The sequence below is a fragment of the Streptomyces venezuelae genome, from assembly GCF_008642375.1.
Lineage (GTDB): Bacteria > Actinomycetota > Actinomycetes > Streptomycetales > Streptomycetaceae > Streptomyces > Streptomyces venezuelae_G.
On sequence record NZ_CP029194.1, the window covers coordinates 4,290,989 to 4,306,946 of the forward strand.

20 protein-coding genes are annotated in these 15,958 nt (G+C 70.0%); 11 read left to right on the plus strand and 9 right to left on the minus strand.

Features of this window, described 5'->3' with window-relative positions; all coding sequences use genetic code 11:
- Window positions 1–5 precede the first annotated feature (5 nt).
- Window positions 6–1,385 (plus strand): YibE/F family protein, encoded by a 1,380-nt coding sequence (locus DEJ46_RS19565; protein WP_411757766.1) that lies wholly within the window; start codon window positions 6–8, stop codon window positions 1,383–1,385.
- Window positions 1,386–1,464: 79 nt separating this feature from the next.
- Here DEJ46_RS19565 and DEJ46_RS19570 read toward each other — a convergent pair whose 3' ends face one another.
- From DEJ46_RS19570 to DEJ46_RS19585, 4 genes are all read right to left on the minus strand, one after another.
- Window positions 1,465–1,899, minus strand: coding sequence for an SsgA family sporulation/cell division regulator (locus DEJ46_RS19570; protein WP_024760447.1), 435 nt, complete (start codon window positions 1,897–1,899; stop codon window positions 1,465–1,467).
- 138 nt (window positions 1,900–2,037) lie between these two features.
- A complete protein-coding gene (locus DEJ46_RS19575) occupies window positions 2,038–2,808 on the minus strand; it encodes an IclR family transcriptional regulator (protein WP_190622757.1) in 771 nt (256 codons plus the stop codon).
- Window positions 2,809–3,043: 235 nt separating this feature from the next.
- Window positions 3,044–3,262, minus strand: coding sequence for a DUF5326 family protein (locus DEJ46_RS19580; RefSeq protein ID WP_141299079.1), 219 nt, complete (start codon window positions 3,260–3,262; stop codon window positions 3,044–3,046).
- A 278-nt stretch (window positions 3,263–3,540) separates the two neighbouring features.
- Window positions 3,541–3,858, minus strand: coding sequence for a cupin domain-containing protein (locus DEJ46_RS19585; RefSeq protein ID WP_150268192.1), 318 nt, complete (start codon window positions 3,856–3,858; stop codon window positions 3,541–3,543).
- Window positions 3,859–3,909: 51 nt separating this feature from the next.
- On the opposite strand from DEJ46_RS19585, the gene DEJ46_RS19590 reads away from it, so the two are divergent.
- The 5 genes from DEJ46_RS19590 (at window position 3,910) to DEJ46_RS19610 (ending at window position 7,613) form a co-directional block, all read left to right on the plus strand.
- Window positions 3,910–4,287, plus strand: a complete 378-nt coding sequence (locus DEJ46_RS19590) for a phage holin family protein (RefSeq protein WP_150268193.1) — start codon at window positions 3,910–3,912, stop codon at window positions 4,285–4,287.
- 10 nt (window positions 4,288–4,297) lie between these two features.
- Entirely contained in the window at window positions 4,298–4,789 is a 492-nt protein-coding gene (locus DEJ46_RS19595) for a low molecular weight protein-tyrosine-phosphatase (protein ID WP_150268195.1), read from the plus strand.
- Window positions 4,786–5,955 carry a cystathionine gamma-lyase gene (locus tag DEJ46_RS19600; protein WP_150268197.1) on the plus strand — a complete coding sequence of 390 codons (1,170 nt, stop codon included), beginning with the start codon at window positions 4,786–4,788 and terminating at the stop codon, window positions 5,953–5,955. Before DEJ46_RS19595 ends, DEJ46_RS19600 begins: the two co-directional genes overlap by 4 nt.
- Before the next feature lie 246 nt (window positions 5,956–6,201).
- Complete coding sequence (locus DEJ46_RS19605) at window positions 6,202–7,098, plus strand: LysR family transcriptional regulator (RefSeq protein ID WP_150268199.1); 897 nt, start codon at window positions 6,202–6,204, stop codon at window positions 7,096–7,098.
- A 35-nt stretch (window positions 7,099–7,133) separates the two neighbouring features.
- Window positions 7,134–7,613: an NUDIX domain-containing protein gene (locus DEJ46_RS19610; protein ID WP_150268200.1), complete on the plus strand. Its 480-nt coding sequence runs from the start codon at window positions 7,134–7,136 to the stop codon at window positions 7,611–7,613.
- Here the strand turns inward: DEJ46_RS19610 and DEJ46_RS19615 are convergent.
- Both DEJ46_RS19615 and DEJ46_RS19620 read right to left on the minus strand, forming a co-directional pair.
- Window positions 7,556–8,776, minus strand: a complete 1,221-nt coding sequence (locus tag DEJ46_RS19615) for a globin domain-containing protein (protein ID WP_150274573.1) — start codon at window positions 8,774–8,776, stop codon at window positions 7,556–7,558. The genes DEJ46_RS19610 and DEJ46_RS19615 overlap by 58 nt on opposite strands.
- A gap of 108 nt (window positions 8,777–8,884) precedes the next feature.
- Window positions 8,885–9,556: an HAD family hydrolase gene (locus tag DEJ46_RS19620; RefSeq protein WP_150268202.1), complete on the minus strand. Its 672-nt coding sequence runs from the start codon at window positions 9,554–9,556 to the stop codon at window positions 8,885–8,887.
- Between the two features lie 101 nt (window positions 9,557–9,657).
- On the opposite strand from DEJ46_RS19620, the gene DEJ46_RS19625 reads away from it, so the two are divergent.
- From DEJ46_RS19625 to DEJ46_RS19635, 3 genes are all read left to right on the plus strand, one after another.
- A complete protein-coding gene (locus DEJ46_RS19625; protein ID WP_150268204.1) occupies window positions 9,658–10,521 on the plus strand; it encodes a GNAT family N-acetyltransferase in 864 nt (287 codons plus the stop codon).
- Window positions 10,522–10,665: 144 nt separating this feature from the next.
- Window positions 10,666–11,124, plus strand: a complete 459-nt coding sequence (locus DEJ46_RS19630) for a MarR family winged helix-turn-helix transcriptional regulator (RefSeq protein WP_150268206.1) — start codon at window positions 10,666–10,668, stop codon at window positions 11,122–11,124.
- A 48-nt stretch (window positions 11,125–11,172) separates the two neighbouring features.
- Entirely contained in the window at window positions 11,173–11,625 is a 453-nt protein-coding gene (locus DEJ46_RS19635) for a GNAT family N-acetyltransferase (protein ID WP_150268208.1), read from the plus strand.
- 99 nt (window positions 11,626–11,724) lie between these two features.
- Here the strand turns inward: DEJ46_RS19635 and DEJ46_RS19640 are convergent, their stop codons facing one another.
- On the minus strand, window positions 11,725–13,107 hold the full coding sequence (locus DEJ46_RS19640) for a serine hydrolase domain-containing protein (RefSeq protein WP_150268210.1): 1,383 nt from the start codon (window positions 13,105–13,107) through the stop codon (window positions 11,725–11,727).
- 86 nt (window positions 13,108–13,193) lie between these two features.
- Here DEJ46_RS19640 and DEJ46_RS19645 point away from each other — a divergent pair, with 86 nt between their 5' ends.
- A complete protein-coding gene (locus DEJ46_RS19645; protein WP_150268212.1) occupies window positions 13,194–14,129 on the plus strand; it encodes an NAD-dependent epimerase/dehydratase family protein in 936 nt (311 codons plus the stop codon).
- Here the strand turns inward: DEJ46_RS19645 and DEJ46_RS19650 are convergent.
- Both DEJ46_RS19650 and DEJ46_RS19655 read right to left on the minus strand, forming a co-directional pair.
- Complete coding sequence (locus DEJ46_RS19650; RefSeq protein WP_150268214.1) at window positions 14,086–14,637, minus strand: hypothetical protein; 552 nt, start codon at window positions 14,635–14,637, stop codon at window positions 14,086–14,088. The genes DEJ46_RS19645 and DEJ46_RS19650 overlap by 44 nt on opposite strands.
- A 216-nt stretch (window positions 14,638–14,853) precedes the next feature.
- Window positions 14,854–15,462 (minus strand): SMI1/KNR4 family protein, encoded by a 609-nt coding sequence (locus DEJ46_RS19655; protein WP_150268216.1) that lies wholly within the window; start codon window positions 15,460–15,462, stop codon window positions 14,854–14,856.
- 127 nt (window positions 15,463–15,589) lie between these two features.
- Here DEJ46_RS19655 and DEJ46_RS19660 point away from each other — a divergent pair, with 127 nt between their 5' ends.
- Complete coding sequence (locus DEJ46_RS19660) at window positions 15,590–15,958, plus strand: hypothetical protein (RefSeq protein WP_150268218.1); 369 nt, start codon at window positions 15,590–15,592, stop codon at window positions 15,956–15,958.

The following is a 15,958-nucleotide window of genomic DNA, read 5'->3' on the forward strand; positions in this document are numbered from 1 at the left end:
GGTCGGTGACTTCCCCCCAGCAGCCCCCCGAGCCGCACGACCACGCCCCCGGTCCCGACCACGGACACGGGCATTCGACCGGGCACGCAACCGGGCACGGGCACAGCCACAGCCACGGCCCCGCCGCCCCCGTCTCCCGGCATCTGCGCAAGGTCATCGCCGCGGTCCTGATCCCCTTCGCCACCGCCGTCCTGGTCGGCCTCGTGGCCCTGTGGCCCGGCGGCGCCCCGGCGCACGAGCGCACCGGGGTCGGCTTCGACCGGCAGACCGAACAAGGCACGGTCGTCTCCGTCGAGCAGGTCGACTGCAAGGACGTGAACGCCGCCCAGGTCCCGCCGACCGGGGACACCTCCACACCTCAGGGCCGCGAGGCGGTCAACGCCCAGCAGGGGCAGTGCGAGAAGGCGACGATCGAGGTCACCAGCGGCCCGGAGAAGGGGCGGACGTTCACCGAGATCGTGCAGCCCGACGCCCCGCGCCAACTGCACGAGGGGCAGGGCGTGGTGGTGGCGTACGCCCCCGACGCCCCGCGCGACCTGCAGTACTCGGTGACGGACGTGAACCGGAAGCTCCCGATGGCGCTGCTCGCCGGGATCTTCGCCGTCGCGGTCGTGCTCGTCGGCCGGATGAAGGGCTTGATGGCGCTCGTCGCGCTCGTCGCGAGCTTCCTGGTGCTGACGTTCTTCATCCTGCCGGCGATCCTGGAGGGCTCGAATCCGCTGGTCGTGGCGGTGGTCGGGTCGAGTGCGATCATGCTGATCGCGCTCTACCTGTGCCATGGCCTCTCGGCCCGCACCTCGGTCGCGGTGCTCGGCACGCTGATCTCGCTGCTGCTGATCGGTCTGCTCGGCTCGCTGTTCATCGGCTGGGCCTCGCTCACCGGCAACACCGACGACAACACCGGCCTGATCCACGGCCTGTATCCGGACATCGACATGTCCGGCCTGCTGCTCGCCGGCATCATCATCGGTTCGCTCGGTGTCCTCGACGACGTGACCGTCACCCAGACCTCTGCGGTCTGGGAGCTGCACCAGGCCGACCCTCACATGGGGCCGCGCGCGCTGTACCGAGCCGGGATCCGGATCGGCCGCGACCACATCGCCTCGGTCGTGAACACCCTGGTCCTCGCCTACGCGGGCGCCGCCCTGCCGCTGCTGCTGCTCTTCTCGATCGCGCAGAGCAGCATGGGCACCGTGGCCAACAGCGAGCTGGTCGCGGTGGAGATCGTCCGAACCCTGGTCGGTTCGATCGGTCTGGTGGCCTCCGTGCCGCTCACCACGGTCCTCGCGGCGCTGGTGGTCTCCGCCGACCGGCCGGGAGCCGACGCCGGCGGGCAGCCCCGGGCCACGGCGGTACGGGGCGGTCGGCGCCGCCGCGCGAAGTAGGGGTTCCGGGTGTGGGCCGGTCGATCCCGGACTCCCGCACCCCCTACCTCGCGCGCCGGCGAGGTCTCGGCCGGCAGTCTCAGCCGGCGTTCTCCTCTGCCAGAATCCGGCCGAGTGCCGCCTCCAGGTTGTCCTCGAAGTCACCGAGTGTCCGTTCCTGACCAAGCGGAACCAGCTTGTCCGTGCGGTCGAGGAAGGCGACCAGCGGCGGCGCGCTCGCCCGGAACAGGGCGCGGTCGCCGCCGACCTGGAGCCGGATGGAGACGTCCGAGAGTCCCTCGGGGTCCGTCGGGGCGATGTGCACGTCCCCGTCCCCGCTCGGCCTGTTGATCCCGTCGAGCAGCAGTTCCCTACCGAACGCCCAGGTCACGGGCGCGTCTCCGGGGAGGTGGAAAGTCATCCGGACCGCGTAAGGATCCCGGGTCTCGTAGCGCAGCTCGACTGGGATCTTGAAGCAGAGCTCCTCGGAAACGAGGAAGCTCATCAGAACCTCGGCCTGAACCGACTCTCGCATCATGTACCCCGCAGTAGATGAAGCAGTTGTGTAAACACAGCTGCTGAAAGCTGTGACCGAAACGGCCAGGAATGATCCCCCGTGGCCCTCTTGACGCAATCGTGCTGTACGCGCTAGCAGATCACAAGGAGTGATTTTTCAGATACTGATAGAGAACGCGAGCGAACTGAAGAGCCTTCCGATCTCCGTACGTAGCCGCTCGACTGCTGGGAGCAACCGTTCTTCCTGGTGAAGGGGGAGGGAAATGGCCATCGCGGCCGCCGCGGAGCCCGCCGTGATGGGAATGGCGGCACAGACCGTGCCGAGCGCATATTCCTGACGCTCTACCAGGGGTTCCATTCGCCCCAAACCGCCCAAACGCTCCAAAAGGACACGACGATTACGCACCGTGTACGGAGTGATGGCTTCCACCGGATGGCGGTCGAGGTGGTCTTGACGGGTCTTCAGATCGAGTTGACTCAGCAGGCACTGCCCGATGGCGTGCGCGTGTGCGGTCTCGCGGAAGTCGGCCCACTCCTCCACCGCGGGGGCCGAAGGAGTGTCCGCGACGGCGACGAGCTCGATCTCTCCCTCGCGGTAGAGGGCGAAGTACACCGGCACACCGATCTCGTCCCGCCAGCGGGCAAGGGAGTCTTCGATCTTGATGCGACGATTCTGCACAGCTCCGCCGCCGGCCAGACGGACGGCGGCGTCGCCAAGGACGAACACACCCTTCTCGCGGCGTAGATAGCCCTCGTGGGTCAGGGTGCGGAGCAGGTGGTACGTGGTGGGCAGCGGGAGGCCCGTCTCACGGGCGAGCTGTTTGGCCGGGGCGCCGTCCGCATGGGAGGACACGGCCTCCAGAAGTCTCAGCGCCCGCTGCACCGAGCCGATCAACGTAGGTGCAGCTGTCTGCGTAGCCGTGGCCAAAGGTCACCCCCAGGCGTCACGACGGATGCAGTGCATCCGCCCGCGGGGGCCGCCCCCGCGCGCCCGCCGGGCCTGGGAAACCGCTGGTCAGTACGAGGTCTACGCCCGTAGTCCCCAACACGGCGGAGGGATTCCACTCTAGTGGCAGCCTTCGGGGCCCCGCCCGGATTCAACCCACGCATCCCCCACCCGGGCTAATGGCCGCCGTCGGCTCCCTGCGATGCAGGGGCTTGTGCTACCAGTCCTCGCGCGATCCGGCGGAGCCCTTGAACTTCCGCACGACGTAGACGAGTCCGGCGACGAGTGCCACGAAGAGCAGCACCTTGAACAGCAGCGCGACCACGAAGGTCAGGACGCTGGTGATCAGTCCGCCGAAGACGACCAGGACGAGAGCGGGTATGGCGACCCACTTCACCCACCAGGGCATCCCCGCGAGAATCTCCTGTACGGCCATGGTCCTACCTCGCTCTCGAAGATCCGTTCCACGCACTCCGCGCCGAACATCCTCAAGGCTAGGGGCGGAAAGCGGCCCGAGGGGCCCTCGGGGCCCCCGCTCTCCCCTGATCCACCCCCTAGGGGGTCGCCGCCTCTCGGGGCTCGGGACCTCAGGGGTCCGTACCTCAGAGCTCGGGGCCTCAGAGCTCGGGGCCTCAGAGCTCGGGGCCTCGGGGCACGGGGCCTCAGAGCTCGGGGCCTCGGGGCACGGGGCCTCGGGGCTCGACGGCTCGGGCTTCAGCTCTCCGGCGGGGAGAAGACCACCAGGACCCGCAGGTCCTCGCTGATGTGGTGGAACTTGTGGGGCACCCCGGCCGGCACGTAGACCACGCTGCCGCGCGCCACCTGGGTCGTCTCCTCCCCGACCGTGATCGCCGCACGGCCACTGACCACGAAGTACACCTCGTCCTGGCGGTGCGGCTGCTGGGGGTCGAGCGCCCCGGCGTCCAGCGCGTAGAGGCCCACCGACATGTTCCGCTCCCGCAGGAACTGGAGATAGGCGCCCTGGTTCGCGGCGCGCTCCGCCTCCAGTTCGTCCAGCCGGAATGCCTTCATCGCCTGTCCGCCCCTGCCCTTGGCCCGATCGTGTCTGCCACGATCAGACACATGAAGAATTTTGTAGTCAAGACGCTCGCCAACGCGGGCGCCCTGGGAGTCGCCATCTGGCTGCTCCAGGACATCACCCTGACCGGTGAGAGCACCGGCAAGAAGGCCCTGACCCTCATTCTCGTGGCCCTGGTCTTCGGCCTCGTGAACTTCTTGGTCAAGCCGATCGTCAAGTTGCTGACGCTTCCGCTCTTCATCCTGACACTCGGCCTGATCACCCTGGTGATCAACGCCCTGATGCTGCTCCTCACGTCCTGGCTGGCCGAGCAGTTCGACCTCAGCTTCCACGTGGAGGGCTTCTGGACCGCCGTCCTCGGCGGCCTGATCATCTCCGTCGTCTCGTGGGCACTGAACATCGTGCTCCCCGACGGCGACTGAGCAGGCGACCGTGACCTATCGCGTGTGCTTCGTCTGCACGGGCAACATCTGCCGCTCGCCGATGGCCGAGCACGTCTTCCGCCGCCGTGTGGAGGAGGCCGGCCTCGGCGGAGCGGTGGAGGTCGACAGCGCGGGGACCGGCGGCTGGCACGAGGGCGACGGCGCCGACCCCCGCACGGTCGCCGTCCTGGAGGAGAACGGCTACACCTCCGCGCACTCCGCCCGCCCGTTCCGTGCCTCCTGGTTCTCCGCCCTGGACCTGGTGATCGCGCTGGACGAAGGGCATCTGCGGGAGCTCAGGGCGCTCGCCCGCACCCCCGAGGAAGCGGCGAGGATACGGCTGCTCCGCTCCTACGACCCGGCCGCGGGGGACGCTCTCGACGTCCCCGACCCGTACTACGGGGGCCGGGAGGGCTTCGAGGAGTGCCTGGAGATGGTGGAGGCCGCGAGCGGAGGACTGCTCGCGGCCGTACGTGCGGAAGTGGAGGAACGGACAGCGTGACCGACCAGGCAAGCGACCCCGGCCGGCGGACGGCCGCCGCGCTCGGTGACGGCACCCTCGCCGTGCGGGCCGGGCTCCCCGAGCCCGTGAAGTACGAACCGACCCTGCCGGGCCCGGTCTTCGCGGCCCACTTCCACCTGCCGGGCGAGCCGACGGGCGGTTACGCGTACGGCCGCGACGAGAACCCCACCTGGACCCATCTGGAACGGGCGATCGGCGAGCTGGAGGCGCCGGGGGAGGAGGGCGTCGAGACGCTCGTCTTCGCCTCCGGCATGGCGGCGATCTCGGCCGTCCTCCTCTCCCAACTGAAGGCCGGCGACGCGGTGGTGGTGCCGACCGACGGCTACCAGGCCCTGCCGCTGCTGCACGAGCAGCTCAGGGCGTACGGGATCGAGGTCCGCACCGCACCGACCGGCGGCGACGGACAGCTCGCCGTCCTCGAAGGGGCCCGGCTGCTCTGGCTCGAGACCCCGTCCAACCCCGGTCTCGACGTCTGCGACATCCGGCGCATGGTGCGCGAGGCGCATGCAGCGGGGGCGCTCGTGGCCGTCGACAACACCCTCGCCACCCCGCTCGGCCAGCGGCCCCTGGAGCTGGGCGCGGACTTCTCCGTCGCCAGCGACACCAAGGGCATGACCGGACACGGTGACGTCCTGCTCGGGCACGTGACCTGCCGGGATCCCCTGCGGGCGGCGGAGGTTCGGCGCTGGCGCAAGGTCGTCGGCGCGATCCCCGGTCCCATGGAGGCCTGGCTCGCCCACCGTTCGCTGGCCACCCTCCAGCTGCGGATCGACCGGCAGTGCTCCACCGCCCTGTCCCTCGCGAGCGCTCTCGCCGAGCGCGAGGACGTGGCCGGGCTGCGCTACCCGGGGCTGCCGGGCGACCCCTCGCACGCGGTGGCGGCCCGGCAGATGCGGCGCTTCGGCCCGGTGGTCTCCTTCGAGCTCGCCGACCGGAAGCGGGCCGAGCGGTTCCTCGAAGAGCTGCGGCTCGTGGACGACGCCACCAGCTTCGGCGGCGTGCGCTCCACGGCGGAGCGGCGCGGGCGCTGGGGCGGGGACGCGGTCGCGGAGGGCTTCATCCGCTTCTCGGTGGGCGCCGAGGATCCGGAGGATCTGATCGCCGATGTCCTGCGTGCCCTCGACGAGGCCGGAGCCGCGGGCTGAGTCCCTGGAGGCGCCCGGCCTGCACCGGGCGCACGGAACGGGGCGCTCCGAGCCTCCCCCCTCGTGGCTCGGAACGCCCTCGGTTCCACGCGCGGAGACCGCCTGAACAAGGCTAGTTGACTGTGCGTCAGTGTCCAATCACGGTAGCGACAGAGACCTATCGACTTATTTATAGTTGGACGGTCCTGAGGCGCAGTCAGCCGACCGCCTGAGTCGAACGGCCGCACGGCCGGGAGGGGGCGGACCATGGATCTGGCCCTGCTGCGCACGTTCGTCACGGTGCACCGGGCCGGCTCCTTCACCCGCGCCGCCGCGCTCCTGGGTCTCTCCCAGCCCGCCGTCACCAGCCAGATCAGGACCCTGGAACGGCAGCTGGGCCGGCCGCTCTTCCTCAGACAGGCGCGCGGGGTCACGCCGACCACGATCGGCGACGAGCTCGCGCACCGCGCCGCTCCTCATCTGGACGCCCTGGTGGAGATCGCCGAGACCGGCCTCGACGAGGAGAGCGGCGTGCGTACCCTCCATGTCGCCGGGCCTCCGGAATTCACCGCGCTCCGCGCGCTGCCCGCGCTCACCCCGCTGGTCGGCCAGGGCCTCGCCGTGCGGGCGACCTTCCTCGGGAACGCGGAGGAGATCCTCGACGGGCTCGCTGCGGGTCACCACGATCTGGCCCTGACCACTGCCCGCCCGCGCGGGGGTCTCTTCGTCGCCACCCCGCTCTGCGACGAGGAGCACGTGCTGGTCGCGGCCCCGCGCTGGGCGGCCCGGCTCGCTCCCGAAGTGCTGCTCCGCAAGGGGGCGGTGGTCCTGGAGCAGCTTCCAGTGGTCGAGGTGCACGAGTCGCTGCCGTTCGTCTCCCGCTACTGGGCCGCCGTCTTCGAGACCAAGCCCGCGGCGGCCGCGACCGTGATCGCCCCCGACCTTCGAGCCGTACGGGACTCCGCGGCCTCCGGCGCCGGTCTCGCCGTCCTGCCGCGCTATCTGTGCGAGGAAGCCTTGGAGCAGGGACGGCTCGTGGCGCTGCTCGATCCCCCGGTGCCTCCGCTGCGGACGTACTTCCTCGTCGTACGGACCGGCACGCTTGCGCTCTCGCACATCGCGCGGGCCCACGAGGCTCTGTCGGCGGCCGCGGCGGACTGGTGAGTTTCAGGACACCCCGTACGGGCCATTTTCTTCCCATGACCGAACGGCCCGTGATCAAGCGCACCGCACGCGCCATCCTGCTCGACGGGGACGATCTCGTCCTCATCAAACGCACCAAGCCGGGGATGGATCCCTACTGGCTCACGCCCGGTGGCGGCGTGGAGCCTTCCGACGCCACCGTCGTCGAGGCCCTGCACCGCGAGGTGCACGAGGAGCTCGGCGCCAAGATCACCGACGTGGTGCCCTGCTTCGTCGACACCGTCGAGCACATCGTCGACGGCGGGGTCTCCGGAGTGAAGGTCCAGCACTTCTTCGTGTGCCGGCTCGGCTCCATGGACCCCTCCCTCCGGCACGGCCCCGAGATCGACGAGCCGGTCGGCGATTACGAGATCGTCCGGGTGCCGTTCAGCCGGGTCGGCATCGCCGCCGTCCACCTCGTCCCTCTCTCGCTGCGCCATTACCTCGACGGCAACATCGAGGGGGTTCGCGCCATGCATGCCCCCGACCTGGGCTGATCGCCGCTCGCTGGGGTGAGCTCCGCCAGGAAGTCGTGCCGGATGCGGTCCGACGGCACCCCTGCTCCGCGCAGGGCGTCGACCCCCCGGCGGACCATGCCGAGCGGGCCCGAGAGGTAGGCGTCGCGCTCCTCCCAGGGCCCGTAGCGGCAGACGGCGTCCGGGAGCCGCCCTTGTTCCTCGGTGACGGGGTGGACGGAGAGCCAGGGGAAGGTCTTCTGGAGCCGCAGCATCGCGTCGATGTCGTAGAGGTCGTGGCCGCTGCGCGCCCCGTAGAAGACGTCGACCGGCCGCCGGTCGCCGTGCTCGGCGACGTCCTCGACCAGGGCCCTGATCGGCGCTATCCCCGTGCCACCGCCCAGACAGAGCAGTCCGCTGTCGGTGGAGTGGTCGACCGTCATGGAGCCGGCCGGCGGGCCGAGCCGCAGAACGTCCCCGGGGCGCGCCCTGTGGACCAGCGCGTTGGACACCCAACCCGCCGGGACCGCCTTGACGTGGAGGGAGAGCAGCCCGTCGGGCCGGGGTGCCGAGGCGAAGGAGTAGTGGCGCCAGATCCGTGGCCACCAAGGGGTCTCCAGCGTCGTGTACTGCCCCGCGAGGAAGGGGTACGGCTGGTCGGGGCGGAGGGTGACGACGGCGACGTCGGGGGTGCGGAGGTCATGGGACACCACCTCGGCCTGCCACCAGGCGGGCGCGTACTCCTCGCTCTCCGCCGCCGCGTCGATCATGATCTGGGAGATCGTCGTGTACGTACGGACCCAGGCCGCCTCGGTCTCCGCGTCCCAGCTCTCCGTGGCGTACCGGACGAGCGCTCCGACGAGGGCCTCACCGACGGCCGGGTAGTGGGCGGGCTTCGTGCCGTACTTGCGGTGTCCCTTGCCGAGGTCCTCCAGATACGCGGTGAGGACGGGCAGGTCGTCCAGGTGCTCGGCCGCCGTCAGGAGGGCCTTCAGAAGCCGGTCCCGCTGGGTGTCCATCGCTGCGGGGAACATCTCGCGCAGCTCGGGGTTCCGGACGAAGAGCAGGGCGTAGAAGTACGAGGTCACCTGGTCGGCGACGGGTGCGATCTCCGCCAGGGTGCGACGGACGAGAACCGCGTCGGGGGAGGCCTCTTCGGGTATTCGGGCCTCCGTGCCGTCCTTCGTGGTGGTCGGAGCATCCATCATGTGCCTCGCCTCGCGCTGGCCGGCTTCCGTGCCCGCAGCATGACCGTTCCGAGCACCGCTTCGGACGGAAAGCGGCGTTCTCGGGTCATAGGGCCGGGTTTCCGGCTAAGCTGCGCGGTTTCGGACCAAGTCGTAGGCCTCACGCAGGTCCCCTCCGGAGTAGCTGTGGCGGGAGATCCCGGCGAGGTGATGGTCCGCGTTCACAGCCACGGTGTCCCGCACGATCGCGAAGAGCTCGGCGTCGGACATCGAGTCCCCGTAGGCCACACAGTCGGCCCACTCCACCCCGTACTCCGCGCAGAGCTCCCGCGCGATCCGCACCTTCGCCGCCGCGTCGAGGATGCCGGGCCGGTGGATCGGCTCGGTGAAGGGGACGGCCGGCCAGCGTGAACCGTGCACCGTGTCGACGCCCCAGTCGAGCAGGCGCTCGACGAAGAAGTCGGGCGAGAGGGAGATGACCGCACAGCGCCCGCCCCGGGCCTTGATGTCGGCCCAGACCTCGCGGATGCCCGCCAGCCAGGGCGCACCCTCGAAGGCGGCATCGACCTGCTCCGGGGTGAGCGTGGACCAGAGGTCACGGGCCCGCACAGCGAACTCGTCCGGAGTGAGCCCCCGCAGAAACCCCTCCTCCAGAGCGGTGATCTCCTCCAGAAGGCCCAGCTGTCGGGAGATCTCCACAGCGGCGGCCGAACCCCTGATCAGCGTGCCGTCGAGGTCGAAGAGGTGCAGTCTGCCGGGTCGGGATTCCCTGGATTCACTCGGTTTCACGTGAAACATCGTCCGCATCTCCCAAGGTGGAATCAACGCCTCCCCGCGCAAAAGGCCGGATCGCGTAAACCGGTGGACGGACGATCAGCGATTCGGTCAGCCTGGAAGGCATGCCGACTTCCCCCTCAGCTCTCGCTCAGCTCCCCATCCGGCGCCTCGCCACGGACGACCTCCTCGGCTGCGCCGACCTCTCCGAGAACAGAGGGTGGCCGCGTGAAGAGCACAAGTGGGGTCATCTGCTGACCGCGGGAACCGGATACGGCATCGACGACCCTTCCGGCACGGGGCTGGTCACCTGCTGCGTGGTCACCTCGTACGGTCCGGAGCTCGCCGCCATCGGCATGGTGCTCGTCGCCGAGTCGTACGCCCGCCAAGGTGTGGGACGCCGACTCATGCAGCACGTCCTGGCCGAGGCAGGCGGCACCCCGCTCACCCTGTACGCCACCCCCAACGGACAGCCCTTGTACGAGCAGCTGGGGTTCATCGAGACGACCCGGTCCGAGATGGTGCGCGGACGGTTCAGCTTCACCACGCCCCCTCCGGACGTCCCCGTCCGCCCGGCGACCGCCGAGGACCTCCAGGCGGTCCTGCGCCTGGACCGCGAGATCTTCGGCCTCGACCGCACGCACATCCTGACCCGGCTGCCCGCCTTCGCCGACCATCTGCGGGTCGCGGAGGAGAACGGCGAGATCACCGGCTTCGCGGCGGCCTGGCCCAACATGGACACGCATGTGGTCGGGCCACTGATCGCCAAGGACCCGGCCACGGCCCAGGCGCTGATCGCCTCCCTGGCCGCCGCCACGGACCGGCCGCTGCGCACGGACATCGACGTGCGTCACACGACGCTGCTGGGCTGGGCGAAGGAGAACGGCATCGACTCGATCGCCACCAACGCCGTGATGGTCCGCTCCGTGCCGGACCTCCCCGGCGACTGGCGACGGCGCTTCGCTCCGCTGACGGTCGCGGCGGGCTGACCCCTGACACCCTCGGCGCCCCCTCTCCGCCGGTGACACCCGCGGCGACCCCGGGAAGATTTACTTGCACACGCGCATTATTGCGTTGCATCGTCTACGCTGGTTCATGAGCCGCTCCGGCGCCGAGGAGACCGAGGAGAGATCATGACCGCGACGGACCCCGCACTGACCGCGCTCGCCCAGCGCTGGTGCGCCCTCTCCCTGCTGCACGGCCGGATCGAGTCGCACATCGAGCGCGCCCTGGAGTCCCGGCACGGTCTGAGCGTCCGCGAGTACTCCCTCCTCGATGTCCTCAGCCGCCAGCACAGCGGCCCGGGCGGCCACCTCCAGATGAAGCAGGTCGCCGACGCCGTCGTACTGAGCCAGAGCGCCACCACCCGTCTCGTCACCCGGCTCGAGGACCGCGGCCTGCTCACCCGGTACCTCTGCGCCACCGACCGGCGGGGCATCTACACCGATGTGACCGAGGCCGGCCAGAAGCTCCTCGAAGAGGCCCGCCCCACCAACGACAGCGCGCTCCGCGAGGCCCTCGACGACGCCGCGAAGAACCCCGAGCTGGCCCCGCTTGTCCAGGTCGTCGAGGGCGTGGGCGTCACCGTCTGAGCCGGGAGGAGGGCGGCGGCAGGAGAGGACCGTGCGTACGCTGCGGGCATGAGCGATCTTGAGATACGCCCCGCCGTCGCCGCCGACCTCCCGGCCATCGTGGCGATGCTCGCCGACGACATGCTGGGTGCACAGCGCGAGTCCCCCGACGACCTCTCCCCGTACCTCGTCGCCTTCGAGCGCCTCGCGAACGATCCCCACCAGCACGTCGTCGTGGCGGCCCGTGGAGAGAAGGTCGTCGGGACGCTCCAGCTGACGGTGATCCCCGGGCTCTCCCGCAAGGGCACCACCCGCTCGATCATCGAAGGCGTCCGCATCCACGCCGACGAGCGTGGCAGCGGACTCGGTACCCAGCTCATCGAGTGGGCCGTCGAGGAGTCCGGTCGCCAGAACTGCGGAATGGTCCAGCTGACCTCCGACGTCACACGCACCGACGCCCACCGCTTCTACGAGCGGATCGGCTTCGAGGCTTCTCACGTGGGGTTCAAGAAGATCCTCTGAAGCCCCCTCGGACGAACAGCGCGCCGGGCGACGACCCGGCGCGCTGTTTCACGTGAAACAGGAGGTGGTGAGCTCGGAGGCAGTGACCGGACGGGCGGCTCAGAGGCCGCGCCAGCCCGCCTCGTCCACCCCGCCCGGTACCGCGTCCCCCGGCTCGTACGGCTCCCGGGTGAAGACGAAGGACGCCAGGTCGAGATGGCTCACGCTGCCGTCGGGGCGCCGCACCACCCGGAGCGTCTCGCCCGCGTAGTAGCCGTTGAGCCCGACCCAGCCGCCCTCGGGCAGCGCACGGAAACTCGCCCGCCGCCCGGCTCCACGCAGCGGCTCCAGCACCACGGAACGCTCGGGCCCGAGCCGGAGCCCGTACGCGTACGTGCCCCAGTACCAAGGCCCCGTCAGGGAGAGCAGCTCCTCGTCGACCTCCGCCTCCGGAAGGGGGCGCCAGGGCTCCGGGAACCTCGGCTCGGCCTCCGCCACGATCCGTACGAGATCGGCCGCCACTGCCGCCGTCAGCGGCCCGGACGTGGCATTGGCGAGGGCGATCGCCGCCAGGCCGTCCTCGACGCTCACCCAGAGGCAGGCGACGAAGCCCGGCAGGGAGCCGGTGTGCCCGACCAGGGTCCGGCCGTCCTTGCGCAGCAGCTGGAGACCGAGCCCGTAGCTCCCCTCCCAGTCGCCCTCACCGGCAGGGGACGCGGGAGCCCGCATCTCCTCCACCGAGGCGGTCGCGAGGACCCGCTCGTCACCCGCCGCGAGGAACACGGCGAATCGGGCCAGATCCGCGGCAGTCGACCACAGCTGGCCGGCCGGCGCCATCAGCCCCAGATCCACCGACGGCTCGGGAAGCATCACATCGGCCCAGGGGTGCACCGCCCAGCCGCCCGCGTGCGGGGCGACCGGGTCGAGCGTTGTACGGCTCATCCCCAACGGCTCCAGGATCTCGCTCCGCAGCGCCTCCGCCCAAGGAACTCCCCGCACCTCCTCGACGAGTGAACCGAGCAGCGTGTAGCCGGGGTTGGAGTAGTGGAAACCGCGCCCCGGGGTCCGGAGGAAGGGCCGCTCCCCCAGCACGTCGGAGAGCTCCGGCCGCAGTGCGGCGGAGGACCGCTCCCACCACTGGCCGGGAGTCTCGGCCGCGAGGCCCCCGCCGTGACCGAGGAGCTGAGCGATCGTCACCTCGCCGACGCTCGTTCCCTTGAGGTGGCGCTCCAGCGGATCGTCGAGGCCGAGCAGCCCTTCGTCCCGCAGACGCATCACCAGCACGGCGGTGAACACCTTGGTGAGGGAGCCGATCCTGAACTGCGTATCGGCGTCCGGCGCATGTCCGTCCACACAGCTGCGCGAACCGCTCCACACCATCGCTCCGTCACGGACCACCGCCCCGACGAACGAGGGCGCACGCCCTTCGGACTGGGCGACCGCCACACGGTGCAGCAGGGCGCGCTCGGTACCGGGCAACAAGACTTCGAAGGATGTCGTCATAGATCCCATCCAACGTGATGTCACATCCGAACCTTCCCGATCCGTCCCCTGAACATCACCCGATGGACCCGGAAGGGAGCACGGACATGAAGGTTCTGCTGGCAGGAGCGAGCGGCGCACTCGGCCGGAGCGTCACCCGGCAGCTGACCGCTGCCGGACACGAGGTCGCGGGGCTCGGTCGGGGCGCCACGAACACGTTGCGCGCCGACCTCCTGGACGCCGACGCGGTCCTCAGGGCCGTGGACGGGCTCGCCTTCGACGTCGTCGTCCACGCGGCGACCGCGCTCAAGGGCGAGTCGATGGCACGCCACCAGAGCATGGTGCCGACCAACGCCCTGCGGACCCGGGGCACCGAGAACCTGCTCTCCGCCGCCCGCGCGACCGGCGCCCGCCGGTTCGTGGTCGAGTCGATGATGTTCGGCTACGGGTACGGCGACCACGGCGCCGGCCTCATCACCGAGGACAACACGCCCTTCGGCCCGCGCGGCACCAACGCCTGGCTGGAGCGTCACGTCGGCGCCATGCGCGCCAAGGAGCGGATGGCCTTCACCGCGGAAGGCCTCGAAGCGATCAGCCTGCGCTTCGGCTTCTTCTACGGCGCCGAGGTCACCGACAACGACGTGCTCCCCCTCCTGCGCAAGCGCTCCCTGCCCGTGGTCGCCGACCACGGACGCGCCTTCTCCTGGGTCGACGTCGACGACGCGGCGCGGGCCGTCGTCCTCGCCACGGAGGGCGGCACCCCGGGCCAGGCCTACAACATCGCCGACCGCACCCCGCTCCCCTTCGGCCGACACCTTCAGGAGGTCGCCGCGGCCTTCGGCGCTCCCCAGCCCCTGCGAGTTCCCCTCTGGCTGCTCAAGCCGGCTCCCCTGGCCCACACGGCCATGACCTCGCAGCTGCGCCTCGACGCGAGCAAGGCCGAACGCGAACTCGGCTGGTCGCCCACCCACGACGACAGCCTGGCGGGAGTACGGGCCCTCACCTCCGCCGACGGCGGTAGTAGGCGATCGCGAGCACGATGATGATCGGCCCCCACACGGCGGTCGGGGAGAGGCAGATCGTCGCGAGCGTATGCCAGGCGTCGCTGGTGTAGGCGACGGTGTCGATGACGCCGTACAGACTGAGCCTGCGTCCGTCACCGATGGGGACACCGGTGAACAGCACGGTAAGAACCAGGCCGCCGAGAACGGCGGGGACGACGGCAGCCATGGGCCGGACGCGTCTGCCGCCGATGACCGGGATCCAGGCGGGCACCACCTCTCCCCACCCACGGACCAGTCCGATGGCCAGGATCGCGGTCACTTCCGTGAGGATGCTCAGCCCGAGCACGTACGGGATGCTCACCCAGTAGGGCGGAAGGCCGGGCCCCTGGATCTGCCCCATCTCGAAGTGCAGGGCGAAGGGGAGCCGCCACAGGCACGACGGCAGCAGAAGCAGCGGAAGCGCGTGGGCCATGCGCATGGCCCAGCGCGGCACCGGCCGCTCGGTGTCGCTGACGAGCGGGGGCCGGTGAAGGATGCTCGGTGTCATGGCTCCACCCTCGTGAAGCGGACGTGGCGAGGGATCCTCCCCATGGACCGAACCGCTCCCCCGCACGGGGGAGGAGCGGCGCCCTGGGGCACGACAGCGGCGGACGCCCCGGATGGCCGTTGGGGCCCTGTAGGTTCTCAATTCCAATGTCATGCGAGTGACCACGTGACCAGCTGCTTGGAGCTGTTCTCAAACGGATGACATAGCTCCGGATTCTCAGGGCCGTGACAGATCCTCGCGATCGCGGTGCTGCCTCAGGATGCGGTCGACCGGCGCTCGCAGGGCGGGGGAGGTCAGTTCCAGGTCGCGGTTGTCGCGGCCTTCGAGCATGTGGTCGAGCCAGCGTTCGTACCAGGCCAGGAAGTCGGTGGCCGACGAGACGTTGGGGCCCCAGAAACCGTCGGCGTTTCCGGTGACGACGCGGCCGGCCAGGGGACCTGTGATGCCGAGAAGCACCAGGTCGGTGCACCCTGCCTCGATGATATGCAGGAAAAGGTCACTTCGGTGAGGCGGGCCGCTGGCGAACGTGAACCCCCGAGGGCGACCGGGCTCGCCTCGGGGGTCCATCGTGAACAGCCGACATGACTGCAACGGCAGGAGGCCGTAGAACGGCGATGCGCCGCCCCCGCCCAGTGTGGTCAGGAAGCTGCGATAGGGATCGGGCAGTTCGATGTGGTGGTCGGCTTCGAACTCGGCGACCTTCGCGTCCGGCAACGGGGGGTCGAGGCGGAACCCATGCTTCTCTTCACCGAAGGAGTAGCTTCGCGGCGCGGCATAGGGCACCTTGGCGAGCTTGCGTCGGATGCGGGCGATCCGGGAGTCCATTCGAACTCTTCTCTCTGTCCTCCCGCAAACTACCTGCTCACCGGCAGGGGTGTCACCAGTGTGATCGGCTGCCCGTAAGCCAGTTGTGCCCGGCATCATGCACTGGGATCCTCCCCAGGTGACCAGCATGAGCACGGAACTGCGATCCGAGGCAGGATGGGACGGCCCCTACTATCGCGTTCGAACCGATGGCTTCGAGGCTTTCTTCCTCCCGAACCCTGATGACGTACTCGACGAGGTCTGCAACGTCGATGCCGAGGTTCGCCTCCCCGATGGCTCACGCTGGAGTGCGACGATCTTCACAGTCGCCGAGGTCAGCCGGTTGATGAAGAGGTGGGAGGAGACAGGAGAAGCGGCAGGTGGTCGGTGCTTCTGGTACTCGGACGGGCTGATCGTTCGAGATCCCGGCATCCGGGAGATGGTGATCGTGATCGCCGAGCTGCTTGCTTCGGGAGAGTTCGAGGGGGCCTTCCACCGCCTGGACGACTCTGCGTGA